Annotated in this window: 18 protein-coding genes; 12 read left to right on the top strand and 6 right to left on the bottom strand. The window is 39.4% G+C overall.

The window, feature by feature from the left end:
• Nucleotides 1-58: 58 nt before the first annotated feature.
• On the bottom strand, nt 59-1186 hold the full coding sequence (locus tag M2448_RS00960) for a zinc ribbon domain-containing protein (RefSeq protein ID WP_280644392.1): 1128 nt from the start codon (nt 1184-1186) through the stop codon (nt 59-61).
• A gap of 201 nt (nt 1187-1387) precedes the next feature.
• Here M2448_RS00960 and M2448_RS00955 point away from each other — a divergent pair, with 201 nt between their 5' ends.
• The 3 genes from M2448_RS00955 to M2448_RS00945 all read left to right on the top strand — a co-directional run bounded on the left by M2448_RS00955 (nt 1388) and on the right by M2448_RS00945 (nt 3246).
• The gene (locus M2448_RS00955; RefSeq protein WP_280644391.1) at nt 1388-1924 is read left to right on the top strand and encodes an HD domain-containing protein; all 537 of its coding nucleotides are present in this window, start codon (nt 1388-1390) and stop codon (nt 1922-1924) included.
• 95 nt (nt 1925-2019) lie between these two features.
• Nucleotides 2020-2547 carry an outer membrane beta-barrel protein gene (locus M2448_RS00950; RefSeq protein ID WP_280644390.1) on the top strand — a complete coding sequence of 176 codons (528 nt, stop codon included), beginning with the start codon at nt 2020-2022 and terminating at the stop codon, nt 2545-2547.
• A gap of 111 nt (nt 2548-2658) precedes the next feature.
• The gene (locus M2448_RS00945) at nt 2659-3246 is read left to right on the top strand and encodes a hypothetical protein (RefSeq protein ID WP_280644388.1); all 588 of its coding nucleotides are present in this window, start codon (nt 2659-2661) and stop codon (nt 3244-3246) included.
• A gap of 9 nt (nt 3247-3255) precedes the next feature.
• On the opposite strand, the gene M2448_RS00940 is transcribed toward M2448_RS00945, so the two are convergent.
• Both M2448_RS00940 and M2448_RS00935 read right to left on the bottom strand, forming a co-directional pair.
• Complete coding sequence (locus M2448_RS00940) at nt 3256-4212, bottom strand: hypothetical protein (protein ID WP_280644387.1); 957 nt, start codon at nt 4210-4212, stop codon at nt 3256-3258.
• A gap of 233 nt (nt 4213-4445) precedes the next feature.
• Nucleotides 4446-5075 (bottom strand): biopolymer transporter ExbD, encoded by a 630-nt coding sequence (locus M2448_RS00935; RefSeq protein WP_280644385.1) that lies wholly within the window; start codon nt 5073-5075, stop codon nt 4446-4448.
• A 138-nt stretch (nt 5076-5213) separates the two neighbouring features.
• On the opposite strand from M2448_RS00935, the gene M2448_RS00930 reads away from it, so the two are divergent.
• Nucleotides 5214-7034 carry an alkaline phosphatase family protein gene (locus M2448_RS00930; RefSeq protein ID WP_280644384.1) on the top strand — a complete coding sequence of 607 codons (1821 nt, stop codon included), beginning with the start codon at nt 5214-5216 and terminating at the stop codon, nt 7032-7034.
• Between the two features lie 177 nt (nt 7035-7211).
• Here the strand turns inward: M2448_RS00930 and M2448_RS00925 are convergent, their stop codons facing one another.
• Together M2448_RS00925 and M2448_RS00920 are read right to left on the bottom strand one after the other, a co-directional pair.
• Nucleotides 7212-7964: a LytTR family DNA-binding domain-containing protein gene (locus M2448_RS00925; protein ID WP_280644382.1), complete on the bottom strand. Its 753-nt coding sequence runs from the start codon at nt 7962-7964 to the stop codon at nt 7212-7214.
• Between the two features lies 1 nt (nt 7965).
• Nucleotides 7966-8991, bottom strand: a complete 1026-nt coding sequence (locus tag M2448_RS00920; protein ID WP_280644381.1) for a histidine kinase — start codon at nt 8989-8991, stop codon at nt 7966-7968.
• A gap of 158 nt (nt 8992-9149) precedes the next feature.
• Between M2448_RS00920 and M2448_RS00915 the strand changes: the two genes are divergently transcribed.
• The gene (locus M2448_RS00915) at nt 9150-9794 is read left to right on the top strand and encodes a porin family protein (RefSeq protein WP_280644380.1); all 645 of its coding nucleotides are present in this window, start codon (nt 9150-9152) and stop codon (nt 9792-9794) included.
• 501 nt (nt 9795-10295) lie between these two features.
• Here the strand turns inward: M2448_RS00915 and dacB are convergent.
• On the bottom strand, nt 10296-11738 hold the full coding sequence (gene dacB, locus M2448_RS00910) for a D-alanyl-D-alanine carboxypeptidase/D-alanyl-D-alanine-endopeptidase (RefSeq protein WP_280644379.1): 1443 nt from the start codon (nt 11736-11738) through the stop codon (nt 10296-10298).
• 84 nt (nt 11739-11822) lie between these two features.
• Between dacB and M2448_RS00905 the strand changes: the two genes are divergently transcribed.
• The 7 genes from M2448_RS00905 to M2448_RS00875 all read left to right on the top strand — a co-directional run bounded on the left by M2448_RS00905 (nt 11823) and on the right by M2448_RS00875 (nt 17063).
• Complete coding sequence (locus M2448_RS00905) at nt 11823-12962, top strand: AI-2E family transporter (protein ID WP_280644378.1); 1140 nt, start codon at nt 11823-11825, stop codon at nt 12960-12962.
• A 173-nt stretch (nt 12963-13135) separates the two neighbouring features.
• Entirely contained in the window at nt 13136-13738 is a 603-nt protein-coding gene (locus M2448_RS00900) for a DUF4923 family protein (protein ID WP_280644377.1), read from the top strand.
• Nucleotides 13739-13914: 176 nt separating this feature from the next.
• Complete coding sequence (locus M2448_RS00895) at nt 13915-14283, top strand: DUF3127 domain-containing protein (RefSeq protein WP_280644376.1); 369 nt, start codon at nt 13915-13917, stop codon at nt 14281-14283.
• Between the two features lie 86 nt (nt 14284-14369).
• Nucleotides 14370-14639: a 30S ribosomal protein S15 gene (gene rpsO / locus M2448_RS00890; RefSeq protein WP_280644375.1), complete on the top strand. Its 270-nt coding sequence runs from the start codon at nt 14370-14372 to the stop codon at nt 14637-14639.
• An 86-nt stretch (nt 14640-14725) separates the two neighbouring features.
• Nucleotides 14726-15496 carry an acetylglutamate kinase gene (argB, locus tag M2448_RS00885; RefSeq protein WP_280644374.1) on the top strand — a complete coding sequence of 257 codons (771 nt, stop codon included), beginning with the start codon at nt 14726-14728 and terminating at the stop codon, nt 15494-15496.
• Nucleotides 15497-15665: 169 nt separating this feature from the next.
• The gene (locus M2448_RS00880) at nt 15666-16202 is read left to right on the top strand and encodes a hypothetical protein (RefSeq protein ID WP_280644372.1); all 537 of its coding nucleotides are present in this window, start codon (nt 15666-15668) and stop codon (nt 16200-16202) included.
• Nucleotides 16203-16346: 144 nt separating this feature from the next.
• Nucleotides 16347-17063 carry a porin family protein gene (locus M2448_RS00875; RefSeq protein ID WP_280644371.1) on the top strand — a complete coding sequence of 239 codons (717 nt, stop codon included), beginning with the start codon at nt 16347-16349 and terminating at the stop codon, nt 17061-17063.
• Nucleotides 17064-17112: the final 49 nt, after the last annotated feature.

Below are 17112 nucleotides of genomic sequence, written 5' to 3'. Positions count from 1 at the left end.
TACAAAAATAGGCTGTTAATTGAGCAGGGTAGAATGATTATTTTTAAAGTTTATGCGTCTACTTCGATCCGGCTTTGTACAAAACCTTTACCTGTTTCTTATCGTTCATCTCCATATTGATAGTGTATGAGGCGCGCTCTTTCTTTTTCTTCCGGTCGTTGAAGGTTATCTCTTCACTTACAGGTGCAGTGATGAAATATATTCCTTTGTTATCTTTGATTACTTCGATGGAATCGGGAATATAGGCATAAACAACAGTCTTTATTTTGTCCGACTTCCGGTGAGCTTTCAGTGAATCGATAATTGCCCGAGATGCCTTATTCTGTGAGGAATAAAATCGGTGGATAGAATCGCCTGTCACTTTTACCAAATCTTTTGCATCTGTCTCCGACAGGGATTTGAAGAGCTTTGTCAATACAGTTTTCACAGCAGTAAGGTCTTCCCCTTCCACCTTTTTCAGTTGGCTGAGATAATCATATTTTTGTTGTGCCAGTTCTTCATATTCTCCCGTATAGCGTCCCAGTTTCACATTTTCGATATAGGCAAGGTATGCTGCCGCCGTATTTTCTTTTGTGGTAGTTATCCAACTCAACGAGTCTATTGCGTGCCGTATTTCACGCGTATAAGGAGTCTCGGGATGATCGGTCATAAATCGGAACAGGGCGTCTACATTATTCGAGTTGCGGAGTTCCTCCCATTCTTTTCGTTCGTTTTCGCGCAGCACTCTGATTTTAGTTTCAGCTTCTACTACATATTTTCCGTCCGGATATTGCACCAGATATTTAGAATATGATAGTGGCGTATTTTCTTCAATACTCTTGTGCCAATAGGCTGTTTCGGTTTCATCAGCACTTTTTCGTTGTATAAAGTTATATGAACTGAATGCGCCGACAGCGATTAGCAACCCGATCCCAATACCCAGAAAAACAAGCCATTTTTTATTTGATTGGGAAAAGCTTTCCTGCTGAGGAGGATCAGCTACGGTAACCGCCTCAGACTCTTCGGATACTACTTCGACCAACTCCTCTCCCTCATCTTCGAGTATTTCATCTATTTCCTGACGGGTAAGCAATTCTTCGGGGTAAGCGTTCTGTGCTATCTCCTGACAGTCTTTACAGAAGTTATCGCCTTCTGCCGCCTGTTTCCCGCACAGTGGACATTTATTTTCATTATCGTTGTCTGCCATAGTCTTTATTTATTATCTGGTAGAACAAATATTTTAACACAATTGTTTCAGGATGCCATAAAACCATTTTTTTTGAACCAAAGTATATATATTTAAGGAGTGTAAAAGAAATAAACTTTTTACTGTTAACAACTGTTTTTATATTAAGAAGCTACACTACAAACTTACGTAATTTTTATATAAATTATAAGATCAAGTACAATGAATACATTAACTATCATCGAAAAATATTACAAGAAGGACTCTGAACTTTACAATATTCTTATAAATCATAGTACAGATGTCATGCACAAGGCACTTACAATAGCCGACAATCATCCCGAACTGGAAATCGACACTGAGTTTGTAGCTGAGGCAGCTATGTTACACGACATCGGCATCTTCCTCACCAACGCACCTTCGATAAAGTGCTTCGGCATAGCACCTTATATATGCCACGGCTATCTGGGCAGGGAAATACTCGACAATGAAGGCTACCCAAAGTACGGACTAGTATGTGAGCGACATACAGGTACAGGGATATCGCTGGAAGAAATAGTAGAGAACAATATGCCGCTACCCCACCGCGATATGCGTCCGGTAAGCATGGAAGAAAAACTGATCTGCTTTGCCGATTGCTTTTTCTCCAAAACACGCCCGGGGGAAGAAAGATCGGTAGAAAAGGTAAAACAAAGCCTTTCTAAATTTGGAGAAGACCCGGTACGCCAATTTGAGAAATGGGCGGCCATTTTTCTATGATCAACTGAAATTTCCGGACAGATTATATAGGATTTAGCATTTTTTTGTATCTTCGTTCAAAGCAATTGATTTTTTAACACGCAAAACTATCATTTATGAAGAAGTTAGTATTAGGATTTTTTATCTCTTTCTTATTTGTTTCTGCCATTTCGGCACAAGAAGATCAAACCGGAAAATTCTCACTGGCAGGTAATCTGAACTATGGTACTAAAATAGAATCGTTGGGTATCGGTCTGCGCGGACAGTATGGGTTTATGGAACGCCTCAGAGGATCACTGGAATATAAATATTATATAGACAGGCACAATACCAGTGCATGGGGGCTGAGTGCAGATGCTCATTACCTGTTCGGACTAGGTGAAACTTTTTCGATATATCCGCTTGCGGGTGTTACCTTTTCGAGATGGACTTACGATCTGGGCAGAAGCGGGCTAGGAGAGCTCATTGAAGAATTCACTGATGAAAAAACAAAAAACAGCAACAACCGTATTGGCCTCAATATCGGACTGGGAGGACAGATTGCTGTAGGAGAGAAAACATTTATACAGGTGGAACTGAAAGAGGCTCTTATCAAAAATTACACTCAGTTTGTAGCATCGGTAGGTTTTATGTATCAGTTCTAAGAAAAAATTACTATCAAATAGAATTTGTTGGCGCGGGTGAAAATCCGCGCTAATATTTTCTAATCATCCGACAATCAGGCTATCGAGAATACTATGTAATAGAAAGCAACGATGAAAGCACTAACCAGGCTCAAAGGGAAAAAGAGAACAGGGATAATTATCCTATTTTCAATATGGGGCTTTCTTTGCATAACCGCTTTAGCATTAGCACTAAGCGCATATTATTCATTTGGATATCACTTATACCACTTTACTGACAGTTCCAATGGCAACATAAAGCAGTTTGCTCAAAGAGTTTGCAATGGGGAAGAAAAGAATTTCAAGCTGTCTGAAATATTCGGAAATAACATTAAGAAAGCCTACTTCGTTCCTGCTAATAGTTATAACCTGAAACAAAACAATTTACCTTTTGCTATACCCGAATCCATTTTAGATTGCGAGATGTGTTCATATTTAATCATTTTGCAAGATGACGGAACCATACATTATGTATATGGAGCATGTAAGACAGACTTTATAGGTGAGAGGGATGGAATCAATGATATATTCATATATACAGCAGACGACTTACTTATAATCAAAGAACTGACTCCCGAGAGTTTAATCTCCATTAGTTATCAGGAAAGTGAAGCAAGGGTTATTATAAACATTCCGGATGGAAAAATACTTGAATTGGAGGCTGAAAGGTATGAATGGTAAGAGGGAATATTACAGCAACGCATCCACGACCTCGCGCTGAGTAGAAAAGTATTCGTTACGCTGCAACTCTCCCGAAATGGAGATCAATGTAGAGAAGCGCACAAGTGATTTTATCCATATCTTATGCCGTTCACATATCTGAGGGTTATCGCTGGACAGATGGTCTATACAGTAAACCCCTAACGAACAGGCTTTAATATCTGCCCCTTCGATGTAATTGTATGAACAATCAAACGATATCTGGGAAATATAGATATCCAGTTTTTTGCCATGCAGAGACAAGCCTGCAAAAGCACATCGTTCCAAATCATTCAGCATCAGATGGAGATCGCGTTTTATTTCGGCTATGGTTTTATCGGCAAGCATACCCAGTCCGTGAAAGTATCTTACAATCTCTATAAACTCTCTGAATACATGACGATCGAGAATCAGCATCCCTTCTATATCCTGCATTACCGAAGCAACCGCTTTCCGGTTTGTGTTCACATCGGCCGGTATTTCAATATCAATCAGCTTTTGAGGCGTAGTAAACATATATAGCTGATAGAACAGAATACGTATATACATTTGAGATAGTGAATCATACTTAAATACAAATTCGTGAGGCAAAGCCGTATATGCCCTGTACGAAATACTACCGGGAATATTTTTAAGATATTCTATCGTATCTACTATCTGACGCAGCATTTTATTGTAGCCGGACATCGGATCATCAGAAACAATAGCATTAGTATAGAAGCCATATACATCTGAGTTTTTCATACCGGCAAGTACATCCAGCGAGACATTAAGTTTCCGGCATATAGCCGCAGCCTCTTCCAGCGAGAATGGTATTTCGCCGCGAAGCCTGCGATATGCCGCTTCTTTCCCTATAGGGATTGTGTCCATCAATAGATTTACAGCCTGCCCTTTTTCCCGAGTTCTCTCTTTCAATAAATTTATCAGCTCCTTACTTATAGTACTCATACTTACGCTTTAAGCTACAGGAAAACAATCCCTGACTACGGTTTATTTGCTTGAATACCATAAAAGAACAGATTTAGATAACCAGAACCATTATTTCGATAAGGATGGATGTGTTAACCTAAAACTGTTCTTTTAAGTGACGATAAATATAATTGATTTTTTTTACTCTTGCCTAATCTTTAACTATTATAAATAATTTATAGAATTTTGTCTTTACTGTTTGTCCTACCTCATTACGGCCGTTTTGCCATTGCGGTCAAAGACCCTTTAGTATTATAATTCTCTAACAGGAAATAATCTCCGTCTGCAGGATCCATAATCGTATATTTATCCACTCCGCAAATCTGCATTTCGTCGAGCGCATCTACCAGATTCTTATAATTAGACTTGGCTGTCGGCTTCAACATGACCATGAGCGTATGGTCATCTTTCTTCAACTGGCTGAGTTGTGCTTTGAAATCAGACTCCGAAATTTGTTTCTTGTGACGTTTCAGTCTCAGATCATTAATCTTTGCTACCTGCACAGCGTTTCTCTCTAGCAACATTTTGCGCAAGCCCATTGTGTTGGTTTCTTTCAACGAAGTGTAGTCTTCATAGTCAGGAAATCCTTCGTAATAAAACACCTTATCATTTTCATCCAAAAGGACTGTTACCGATTTGGACTGAGGAACTGGTTGGTCACCTTCATTTGCAGGCATTGCTATATCCATTACCTGAGGGATGCTGAGTGTGGTACAGAACATGAAGAAAGTGATAAGTAACATATTCATATCTACCATCGGAGTAAAATCTACTCGCAAGATCTGACGTTTAGGTTTACCTTTTTTTCCGTCATTGCTACTGTTGGTGTCTATACTAGCCATAATATTGTTATTTTTAATGGTTAAACTTCTATGTTTTACTTAATAGAGATAAGTTTTGTTGAAATTCCATAAAAAATATGTAAATTTTTTCTATAACCTTTATCTTTGTTTTTTCAACAATAAAATCTAACCGCAACAATGAAGGAAAGGATACTACTCTTCGTCTCAATATTTTTCTATTTCATATTAATATTCCTTATCGGAAAAACAGCGTTTATGCTCATTCATTGCAGCATAGGAGGAGGGGTTACAGGAGGCGATATTGTTACTGTATTGTATCACGGACTACCACTCGACTTGTCGATGAGCGGATACCTGACAGTAATTCCAGCACTGGTACTGATTGTATCCATCTGGCTAAAGCCTAAATTCATAGCTAAAATATATAATGTATATTACGTAATCATACTTGCGGTAATTGCCATTATCACAGTATCAGATATTGTTGTTTACCCCTACTGGGGCTTTCATTTCGACTCCACTGTATTCCTGTATCTTCAGAACCCTAAAGAAAGTTTTGCCAGTGCATCGGCATTGGAAATTGCATTGGGAATAGTGAGTACAATCATTTTGGCGGTTATCCTTTTTGTCGGATATATATTCATAGTACGCAAACAGGTGCTGAATCTGCAAGTGCCTAAATCGATAGGTAAAACCTTTATTGCACTGATACTGCTGACCGGCGTACTTTTCTTACCTATCAGGGGAGGAGTTACGGTATCTACAATGAATATCGGGAAAGTGTATTTCAGCGAAAATATGTTTCTGAACCATGCTGCCATAAATCCTGAGTTTAACCTGATGGCATCATTCTTCAAATCGGATAATTTCGGCACACAGTACCAATTCTATGACAAGCAGGAGGCAGAAAATATATTTGCAACTCTCACCAAACAGCCTGCAACAGACAGTCTGCCGCAACTACTTAATACAGAAAAGCCGAATATCATCCTGTTCATTCTCGAAAGCTTTTCGAGCGATGCTGCAATGGACTCGATAGTAGCTCCCAATATGCACCAATTTGCCAAAGAGGGAATATTTTTCAGTAACTTCTATGCAAACAGCTTCCGCACCGACAGGGGGCTTGTCTCTATACTGAGTGGTTATCCGGCTCATCCTACTGTGGCGATTATGAAATATCCGCAAAAGACGGAATCGTTGCCTACCATATCCAGATCGTTGAAAAACAGCGGATATAAAAACCTCTCATTCTATTACGGAGGAGATGCAGACTTTGCCAATATGCGCTCTTACTTTGTAGGGGCTTGCGGAATAAGCGATGTTGTATCTGACAAAGATTTTCCGTTGAGCGAACGTATGACTAAATGGGGTGCACCCGACAAATTCGTCATCGACAGGGCGTATAACGATCTGACACACAACAAACAGGATACGCCTTTCCTGAAAACAATACTGACACTGAGCAGCCACGAGCCGTTCGATGTGCCTGTTACAAAATTTAAAGAGCCATTCCTCAATGCTGTAAATTATACGGACGAGTGTCTCGGGTCTTTTGTAAGACAGCTAAAGACAAAGGAGTTGTGGAACAATACGCTGATCATACTCATTGCCGACCATGCTATGCAAGGATATCCCAAAGGGCTGAGCAACAGTGACCCCGAACGATTCCGCATTCCGATGATATGGATGGGCGGAGCTGTGAAACAACCGGCAATAATAGAAGACTACGGTTCACAAAACGACTTGGCTGCAACCCTGTTGTCACAGCTAAATATAAAGCATGACGATTTCAGATTCAGTAAGGATATGCTGAACCCCGAAGGACGTAAGTTTGCATTCTATTCGTATGTCAATGGTTTCTGCATGACCGATTCTACCGGAACTGTTACTTATGACAATGACAAACAAAGTATAATCAACCAATCGGGTAATCCAGAACTGGGAAAACAGGCAAAAGCATTTTTTCAGAATATGTATATGGATTTAGGGAATAGGTGATAATAAATAGCAGCTCCTCCATACCTCCCCAAGGGGAGGCTACAAAGAGTATAATAAAAATTTGATTTTTAAGGCTTGTAAGTTTTTAGTTAAAATCAGCTTCAGGCCAATATGGGTATGCTACTTTTAGCGGCTTTATCTGTGTAATACTAACTCTCATCTTTTGTGCTTAACTAACTATTTACTTATCAATTTCTTTTGAACAACAGTTCTTAGCAGTTCTTCTTTACGGGAAGATGCAATAGGTAATTCTTTACCTCCAACCACTATCCGTCCTCCCGAAATTGTTTCGATATGAGATATATTGATAAGGAACGACCGGTGTATTCTGAAAAACTGATCATCAGGGAGCATTTCTTCCAGTGAGATCATTGTTTGATGAATGATCAATACTTCATCCTTAAAATAGAGCTTCAAATAGTTCTGCATACCTTCGACATACAAAATATCCTCCCTCAGTATTTTCCGAAAAGTATCGCCCTGACGAACATACAAATCGGATGTTGGCCTCCCTTCATCCTGCCTGAAAGAAATATTAGATTGGAAAGCACTTTGTGCCTTGATCACAGCCTGAAAGAAACGTTGAAAGGAAATGGGTTTCAGCAAATAGTCCACAACATTTAAGCGATATCCTTCCAAAGCATATTCCGAATAAGCCGTTGTTATAATAGTTAAAGGCGCTTTCTCTAACGATTCTAAAAAATCAAGCCCGGAAAGATGCGGCATATTAATATCAAGGAACATCAGGTCTATTTCTTTTTTCTCGATGATGGTTGCAGCCTGAAGCGCCGAGGTACAGGTATCTTCTACTTTCAGAAAATCTATCTTCTGTATGTAATTGACAATTCCCTTGATAGCAACAGATTCGTCATCAACTACTAAACATCTCAGTAGCAGTTCTTCCCTTTGTTTTGATACAATATCGACCATCTTATTGCACATTTAAAGTAAATTTTGAACAATATGTTTTCTCCGTCTCTTCTATCGAAAGCTCATATCTGTCGGGATATAAAATATCTAATCTTTGTCTGGTATTAGTCAGCCCCAATCCCGAATTTATCTTTTTGAGGGATGTAATGACAGATTTAGAATTTTCTACCTCTAAACGAATCGTATTTCCTTCCTGATGAAGGCTGATAGTAATGAAACCTCTTTCAAAATCATCGCGAGGGACGTGTTTAAATGCATTTTCGATAAAAGTGATTAAGAGCAACGGGGCTATCTTCTTCTCTTTATCTTCCATTTTCCACGAACAGCTTACATCTATGTTATCGTTCCAGCGCATCATTTCCACATCGATGAAGTTGTTCAGAAACTCAACTTCTTCCTTCAATGAGATAACTTCTACCTTTGCGCTATACAGTTGATAGCGCAATATATCCGAATATTTAATCAGCAACGAAGAAGACAACTCAACATCGCTTTGCATAAGCACATGGATATGGTTCAGTATGTTGAACATAAAGTGTGGGGTTATCTGTGCCTGAAGCGTATTTAGCTGCAACTCGATAAGTGCTTTCTGCTGTTTGAGATGTATTTCGTAAAACCGTAATCCGCAAAAGCCGAAATTGACAAAAATAATAACCAAAAAGGAATTCAAATATTCATACAGGAAAGAATCCTCATTGATAATCAATTCGGACGAACTGAATATGCCGCTCCTCTCCAAAAACAAAAAGCCATAGAGGATGAAAGGTATAAAGAATGCCATTAAGGCGGTAACTAAAAAAAACTGTCCGGTAAACAACAACATCTTCTTCCGTTTTATCGCCTTTTGCAGTAGATTCCGGCTCAGATATGTTGTAAAAGGATAGGCACTTCCTAAAACAGAGACAGCCAGGAAACCACCCTCTACTACAGATGACTGAATTATGTACAACATCCATATTACAATTCCGAAAAACACCCAAACCAGATTGATGAACCGGTCGTAGTTTTTAATATAATCGAACTTCATCGTGCAAAGTTAACGGATTCCTTTCAGACCGTTATACTCGTTCGTCATAAGCAAACGGGGGGTTGGTCAAAAAAATTTTCACCCTTATAGATTTGTTAAGACATTTACAGTTTCAAATGGCTTTAATTTTCATTTCAAAGAATAAAAATATCAGATTTATGAGAAGAATTATTTTCACTTGTAGTTTGCTAATATGTAGTACGCTAGCCTTGCACGTCAATGCTCAAACAAAAGCATCATTCGGATTAAAACTGAATGGAAATATGACAAATTTGAGATTGATAAAAATGAACGATAAGAACAATCGTTTTGAACTGGGCGCAAGCTTAGGCGGTTTTGTAAAAATAGAGTTCAGCAGAAACTTCGCTCTCCAACCGGAGCTAATGATGAGTTATACTGAAGGTAAAATCAAGATCGGGGGAGAAAAAGCAAAATATGAATATTCATCTGTAGAGGTTCCGGTATATGCAATAGGGCAATTTGAAGCAGGTAATGGAAAGTTTTTCTTCGGGTTAGCACCTATCGTTGGTTACGGATTTGATTCTAATGATGCGAAAGTGAAAATCGGGAATGGAGAATTACCCAGCCTCGATGATTTTTGGGAAGTAGATTCGGATAATTATATTAAACTCGGATTGAACCATTGGTATTACGGTGGAGCCATAATTGCCGGTTATGAACTCCAAAGTGGCTTAACATTCCATGCCGGATATCAGAGGACACATGACTTTCGATCGGATAGCAAAAAAAGATCCAAAATAGAGACACATACAATAAGTTTGGGTATAGGCTATAAGTTCTGATTTTCAACCTTGCTCCCCATGCTATTTGTCAATATCATTGACACTATATTGAAAGATGTTCGCGCCAGCAAGATGTTGTAGATGAACAGATGGCTGTTATCCGCTTTATTAATCTGAAAGAATTTTATCTTTAGTATTGAGAAAAGCGGTCTTTGAAGATATTAGATTTAAAAATTGAAAATTCTGTAATCTTTGTAAGGTTTTAGTTAAATTCACCTCACCCCGACCTTCTCCAAAGTGAGAGGGGGTTGCAAAACCTCAAAAGGGAACGAGTTTGTAGGGGCGAACCCATGTGTTCGCCTGAAAAACAGAAAATAATACTAGCAAGCTAGTAGACTATAAACTAATAAACTTGTAAGAAATGTGAGGTTTTAGTTAAAATTAGTCTCACGCAATTGAAAATCGACGGCGCGAAGGCGAGTCAAAAATTGATGGGATGAAATGTAGTCAAATGTGTTACCTTTGTTACCCTTCCAAAAATACACACTGATAATCAACAGATTAAAACAAAGACAACAGCAGATTATCTATCCCCTTTGTGATCTGGCTGCGTGAGCCTGTGAATTTGTTGACCATGATGGTGAAGGCATACTTTTTCTCGCCGTTTATATAATATCCGGCAAAGCATTGCACACCATTGATGCTTCCGCTTTTCATGTATACCTTACCTGCCAGCTTAGTGCCTCTGAGGCGATAGGCAACAGTGCCTTCCTTTCCTGCCTGAGGCAGCGACTCGAGAAAAGCCTTGGCATTCTTACTCTTTGCCTGCATATAGACTAACAGGTCACACATAAAGACAGGACTGACAGCATTGGACGGAGACAGTCCACTACCGTCGAACATCATAAGGGCAGTAGTATTCAGCCCTCGGGCCTTCCATAGTTCGTTAGTCTTATTTACACCCTCATCGAGTGCGGAAGAATAGATGTCAGGGTTCTTTACCCGTCCTACTGTGCGTATAAGATGCTCGGCATAATGGTTGTTGCTGCGCACATTCGTATCTCTGATGATATCGCTGAGCGGGTATGAACTGTGGGTGTAGAATATATCTTCATTGAAAGTGGTCTTAGCCTTTGAATACATCTGTGCAAAGTATCTGTCGTATGTGCTGCCTACTTGTCCGACATTACGCCCACTGGCTGATAGCTGCTTCGCCAAAGTCTCGCCCAGAAACAATCCGGGATTGGGAATATCGCCTTTGATACTGAAAGAAGCCTTTCCTGCAGGAATATTACCCGTCAACAGACGGTCTTGCGAAAATGGCAATCCTTGTATATAGCCGTTGTCCTGCCCCGAAGTATTCAGTGTCAATGTATTTCGGAAAGACAGGTTTATTTCGGGCTCGGTCTTCAATATAATGGGACAAGTGTCGCGCCTTGTGGTGTTGAAGTATAGCTGATATGTATTATCATAGACACTGATACCATAGGCAGCAGCAGCGTAATAGTTACCTAAGTCCTGATATATCCAGCGTTGCGATATACCGTCATAACCGAAATAGTCGTCGACCACCGTTATATCGAGAGGCTTTGCCGGATCAAAGCTTTCCTTTATCTGATCAACCCACTGAGACAAGAAGGCGTCAGATATATTATCGAGGTGCTTTGTGCCCAATGTAGGGTCACCATACCCATGAATCAACAGATGATTGGCTTTGTCTTTATCTTTTGCGAGGGTAGTTTTGTATTTATAGTCAGCTCCGAGAACTTCCAGTGCAGTAGCAGTAGTAACCACTTTCAGTATAGATGCAGGAGTGTATGCCTTTTCTGCATTGTACCCTGTGATCTGTTTTCCTGTGAGGTCTTTTACACAAACTCCTACCGAAGCGTGTTTTAGTCCGGGCAGGCCGAGGAATTGCTGAAGCCCCGTCTGGCGGGTCTGGGCTGTCAGCATGTAAGGCGCTAATATGAAGAGGAATAATAAATGTTTGATCTTTACTTTCATCGTGGACAAATTGTTTCTGAGAATCGGAAAAATAGAATATCTTTGTAAAGATATACTAAATAATTCAATCAATTATACTCTGATATGCCATTAGGACAACCATTTGAAAAGCCCTTTACTTTTGACAGGACTATCCGTATGCTGATCAGTGTACTGGCCATCGGAGCCGGCCTTTACTTTTTGTATATACTCAAAGATGTGCTTTTGCCATTTTTCATCGCATGGCTGTTGGCATATATGCTCAATCCGCTGGTAAGGTTTTATCAAAAGAGGCTGAGACTGGTGCATTCCCTTGCAGTCGTACTCACTCTACTATCGGTAGCGGGCGTATTAACTTTGCTGGGATTCATCCTTGTACCACTGATAGAAAATGAGATCTGGCAGATCAATGCTCTGGTGGCAAGCTACGACCTTACGTCTATCAGTAAAGACGGCATTCCGGTAAGTGTAGCCGATGCCATAGGCAGGTATATCGACTTTAAGGAAATTCAGGAGAGCCTGTCGAAAGACAATCTGGTGGAGATATTCCAGTTTCTGGGGCCTGCCGTAGAAGCGCTCTTCTCTAATACGGTCACTTTCCTACTCGGGCTGACTGTTGTATTCATAGTATTGCTCTATCTTATTTTTATCCTGCTCGATTACGATAAGATAAACGAATTATGGCGATTCCTCATCCCTCCTAAATACCGCCCGATAGTAGGACGCATCACACTGGATGTAGAGACCAGTATGAACAAGTATTTCCGTCATCAGGCATTCATCTGTATTATCCTTGCTATATTGTATGCTACCGGATTTTATATTATCGGTTTACCGCTGGCCATCATGTTCGGTATTATAGTCGGACTGGTACACATGATCCCTTATCTGCAAGTTATCACCTTTCCTCCGGCAATACTGCTATGTTGGTTGCGGGCTTCACAGACAGCCGACAGTTTCTGGGTGATGATAGGTCTTGTGGCACTGATATATGTGATCGTACAATGTATCATGGACTTGTTCCTTGTGCCCAGAATAATGGGAAAAGCAATGGGGCTGAATCCGGCTATTATATTATTATCGTTGTCAGTATGGGGCTCTCTGCTGGGAGTAGTGGGCATGATTATCGCCATACCTCTTACTACGCTGATACTTTCTTATTACAAAGAATTCATCGCAGCAGCAGAAAGGATGCAGGCTATAGAGAATGCTCAGCAGAATATACCTTTCGATGAAGAGGAATAAGGTCACAGATTATAGTGTGACATAAGCAGTATTTTCTCCTGTTTTCGGGCTATCTGTCTATCAGATTCCCGATTCTGTCGATTATGATTGGCTATCTCTGTTTCTCCTTTTACCTTTATACAAATTATCACAAACAACTGACAATAATTTGTAAGAACCAACATTTTTAACTTATGAAGAAGAATATTTTTATCTTGACCCTGTTCTTATTTGCATTAGTAAGCAATGGTCATGCTCAGTCTTTGAAGGATTTACTCAACAAAGAAACCATATCCAGTGTAGTATCTGCTGTTACAGGCTCTTCGAGCAGTACAGATACAGATATATCCGGCACATGGAGCTATACAGGCTCAGCTGTAGAACTCAAATCGGATAATATCTTGAAAAAAGCGGGCGGAAAACTGGCGACATCCAGCATCGAGAGTAAATTGAATTCCCAACTTAGCAAGGTTGGAATCAAAGAAGGTGCTACAACCTTTACTTTCAATTCAGACAGTACTTTCACTGTAGCGCTTAGCAGTAAAACCCAGAGTGGAACATACAGTATCGATAAATCTACAGAGAAAATAAACCTTGTGTTCTCAGAGTCGGCAACTATTGCTGCGAACTATTCTCAATCGGATAGCGAGATGACACTTACTTTCGATGCCGATAAGTTTATGTCTGTGATCTCTTATGTCAGCAGCTCCACAGGCAATTCTACTCTAGGTACACTAAACAGCCTTCTACAGGGTTATGATGGAATACAGATCGGCCTTACCTTAAAGAAGCAGTAACTGATCATTCAGATAAGAGAATCAGGGAAGCCTTCTGAATTTATATTCGGAAGGTTTTCTTATTTGATAAGCGTAAGGGGATATTTTCAGGTCTTTAACCTTTAAAATTGAAAATTCCTGATTTTTTTGTACTTTTATGCTCTGATTTAGAAAAATACAAACAAAATAAAGTTATAATGGAATTAACAGCTAAATTGATTCAGGTACTGCCAATACAAACAGGAATGGGGAAAAACGGCGAATGGCGTAAACAAAATATAATACTGGAAACAGATGGCATGTATCCCAAAAAGGTGTGTATCACACTATGGGGCGACAAGATAAATGAGTCTGTACTTCAGGTAGGCAGCATCCTGAATGTATCGTTCGATGCAGAAAGCCGCGAATATAACGGGAACTGGTACACTGATCTCAGAGCATGGAAAATAGAACCTGCCGGAGCAGCAGCACCAGCCGCCGCACCTGCATACGGAGCACCGAACCAAGCACCTCCTGCCGCACCGGTAGATTTCAGCGGAGACGATGGCGACGACCTTCCTTTTTAAGGAGACATTTATTCGCTAAATGTTTGTCTGTCACAAAATAAGTTTTATCTTTGCACCTCGTTAAATAAATTATAAATAATTACTTTATGTATTTAGACTCAGCTAAAAAGCAAGAACTCTTCGCAAAATACGGAAAGTCTAACACTGATACTGGCTCACCTGAAGCTCAGATAGCATTGTTTTCATACCGTATTTCGCATTTAACTGAACACTTGAAGTTAAATAAGAAGGACTATAACACAGAAAGATCATTGAGACGCCTTGTAGGTAAACGTCGTCGTTTACTGGATTATCTGGTAGCAAACGATATCGAAAGATACCGTGCTATCGTTAAGGAGCTTGGACTCAGAAAGTAATCTTTCGTGCGAAAATTTATCAAGAGATTGTTTCTTTATTGAGACAATCTCTTTTTCTTTGTTCCATATATAAATATCAACAGGCAATGGAGAAACTGACCATTATAAAAGTAGGAGGAAAAATTGTAGAGGAAGAAGAATCGCTAAAGCAGCTTTTGAATGATTTTTCCAAAATAGAAGGAAACAAAATTCTGGTTCATGGCGGAGGACGATCGGCGACAAAACTGGGCGAGCGTCTGGGCATAGAGAGCCGTATGATAAACGGCCGTCGAATCACCGATAAGGAAACCCTCAAAGTGGTGACTATGGTGTATGGCGGACTAGTAAACAAAAATATTGTTGCCGGATTACAGGCTTTGGGAATGAATGCCCTGGGACTGACAGGAGCCGACATGAATATTATCAGATCTGAAAAACGTCCTGTAAAAGACATCGATTATGGCTATGTAGGGGATGTAAAAGAAGTAAATGCAGATACCCTTTCTTTCCTCATTGCTCAGGGAGTAATACCCGTACTGGCTCCACTAACCCACGACAGGCAAGGGAATATACTGAATACCAATGCCGACACTATCGCAGGTGAAACAGCAAAGGCTTTAGCCCAAATATATGACGTCAGCCTTATATACTGCTTCGAAAAGAAAGGTGTCCTGATGGACGAAAATGATGACGACAGTGTTATACCCCATCTGAACAGAAGCGATTTTGACAAACTGGTCGAACAGCAAATCATACAAGGTGGAATGATTCCTAAACTGGAAAATGCCTTCGAATCCATTGAATCGGGAGTGAAAGAAGTTATTATAATGAGTGCCTCACAGATAGGGAATAACAACGGCACCACGATATCTATTTAAAAATATCCAGCGCATTTTGTTTAAGGAAAATACATGAATGTTTGTTTTTTTTATCATTTTTTGCTTCAGATTGTGAATTTTACGAAAAATAACATATATTTGCATCCATAGAGTTAAACAAAACAATCAAAAAGAACGAAGCACTTTAATAACTTAAATTATGATCGCTATGAAAAAAATGATTTTAGTCGTAGTTTTAGCTACAGTATGTTTATTTGCGAATGCTCAGGATGGTCTTAAAGGTACATGGTTTGCAGGAGGTGAAATCTCTTACTCTGATGTAAGTGATGTAAAATCAACAATGGTTCTACCGATAGCAGGAACTTTTGTTTCTCCTGATGTTGCTGTCGGACTAGGTGTAGGGTATATGAGCGTTAAAGAAAATGGTGTTACAGATGACGCATTTGTTGTTAAACCATTGGTTCGTAAATACTGGAATATTACAGGTCCTCTTTATTTGTTCGGACAAGCAGCTGCTCCAATGATTTTCGGAGACAATACTCAATTAGGACTTCAACTTTCCCCGGGTCTTGACTTTGTTGTAACAAGTTGGATGACTATCGAAACTTCATTTACTATTTTCGGTGTTAACTACATTGACTATGATGGAGGCGGTTCTGACTTTAGCATTGGCGCAAATCCTTTCAATTCTATTGCTGACAGAGAAGTAGGTAACCTTCAGGTAGGTGTTAAATTCTTATTTTAACCGATTAGGAATAAAAGATACATAAAACGAGGCTATCCATGATGGATAGCCTCGTTTTTATATAACAAAAAGATGCGAATTTCACAAAAACACATATATTTGTGCTTTCTTATTTTCAATTTTAACATCAATAAAACAATCACTATGAAAAAGTTATTCAAAACGATCTTCGTTACTATCACACTGTTTATCGGAATAAATGCAAGTGCACAGGATAAACCGATCACATTCGGAGTAAAGTCCGGATTAAACCTATCAAACTATTCCGGTGATGCGGAAAATTTAAAAGCTAAATTAGGATTCAACGTAGGTGTCACACTTGATTATAACTTCACTTCCAACCTATATTTAACTACAGGCTTAGAATTTACAACTAAAGGCGTAAAATATGATTTTGAAGAATCGATAACAGAAGAAGGTCAAACTTTTGATCTCTCGGCGAAAGCTAAAATAAATGCAATGTACCTGCAAATACCCATTCACATAGGATATAAAGTAGATGTAAATGAATCTACTAAGATTACATTCCATGCAGGACCATACATTGCTTATGGCGTGGGCGGAAAAGTTAAAATCGGCGATGAAATGAAAATAAAGAATGGCGCAACAACAGTAACAATAAATATGAAAGAACTAAAAAAAGAATTTGGTATCAGTGACGAAGAGCTACCTCTGGATATGGATACATTTGGAGATGAATCATTTAAGAGATTTGACTTTGGCGTAGGTCTAGGAGTTGGTGCCGAATTCGGAAAATTCTGTGTAGGACTCGGTTATGATTTTGGATTGGCTAATATATCAAGAGAAGGCAGCACCGCCCGCAATATGAACGCATATCTCACTGTAGGATATAAATTCTAGACCGAACGTTCATTTTTATTTAACATAATTAGTTATAACCAAAAAATGG

Origin of the sequence: Dysgonomonas sp. PF1-14, assembly GCF_029892965.1 — a bacterium.
Classification (GTDB): Bacteria; Bacteroidota; Bacteroidia; order Bacteroidales; family Dysgonomonadaceae; genus Dysgonomonas.
This window is presented reverse-complemented; position numbering and strand designations above follow the sequence as displayed.

Coding starts and splice junctions, on each gene's coding strand:
- dacB (WP_280644379.1), bottom strand. CDS start 11,738: ATGAAAGTAAAGATCAAACATTTATTATTCCTCTTCATATTAGCGCCT.
- M2448_RS00950 (WP_280644390.1), top strand. CDS start 2,020: ATGAAGAAGTTAGTATTAGGATTTTTTATCTCTTTCTTATTTGTTTCT.
- M2448_RS00905 (WP_280644378.1), top strand. CDS start 11,823: ATGCCATTAGGACAACCATTTGAAAAGCCCTTTACTTTTGACAGGACT.
- M2448_RS00930 (WP_280644384.1), top strand. CDS start 5,214: ATGAAGGAAAGGATACTACTCTTCGTCTCAATATTTTTCTATTTCATA.
- M2448_RS00945 (WP_280644388.1), top strand. CDS start 2,659: ATGAAAGCACTAACCAGGCTCAAAGGGAAAAAGAGAACAGGGATAATT.
- M2448_RS00920 (WP_280644381.1), bottom strand. CDS start 8,991: ATGAAGTTCGATTATATTAAAAACTACGACCGGTTCATCAATCTGGTT.
- M2448_RS00900 (WP_280644377.1), top strand. CDS start 13,136: ATGAAGAAGAATATTTTTATCTTGACCCTGTTCTTATTTGCATTAGTA.
- M2448_RS00875 (WP_280644371.1), top strand. CDS start 16,347: ATGAAAAAGTTATTCAAAACGATCTTCGTTACTATCACACTGTTTATC.
- M2448_RS00915 (WP_280644380.1), top strand. CDS start 9,150: ATGAGAAGAATTATTTTCACTTGTAGTTTGCTAATATGTAGTACGCTA.
- M2448_RS00880 (WP_280644372.1), top strand. CDS start 15,666: ATGAAAAAAATGATTTTAGTCGTAGTTTTAGCTACAGTATGTTTATTT.
- M2448_RS00895 (WP_280644376.1), top strand. CDS start 13,915: ATGGAATTAACAGCTAAATTGATTCAGGTACTGCCAATACAAACAGGA.
- argB (WP_280644374.1), top strand. CDS start 14,726: ATGGAGAAACTGACCATTATAAAAGTAGGAGGAAAAATTGTAGAGGAA.
- M2448_RS00940 (WP_280644387.1), bottom strand. CDS start 4,212: ATGAGTACTATAAGTAAGGAGCTGATAAATTTATTGAAAGAGAGAACT.
- M2448_RS00925 (WP_280644382.1), bottom strand. CDS start 7,964: ATGGTCGATATTGTATCAAAACAAAGGGAAGAACTGCTACTGAGATGT.
- M2448_RS00960 (WP_280644392.1), bottom strand. CDS start 1,186: ATGGCAGACAACGATAATGAAAATAAATGTCCACTGTGCGGGAAACAG.
- M2448_RS00955 (WP_280644391.1), top strand. CDS start 1,388: ATGAATACATTAACTATCATCGAAAAATATTACAAGAAGGACTCTGAA.
- M2448_RS00935 (WP_280644385.1), bottom strand. CDS start 5,075: ATGGCTAGTATAGACACCAACAGTAGCAATGACGGAAAAAAAGGTAAA.
- rpsO (WP_280644375.1), top strand. CDS start 14,370: ATGTATTTAGACTCAGCTAAAAAGCAAGAACTCTTCGCAAAATACGGA.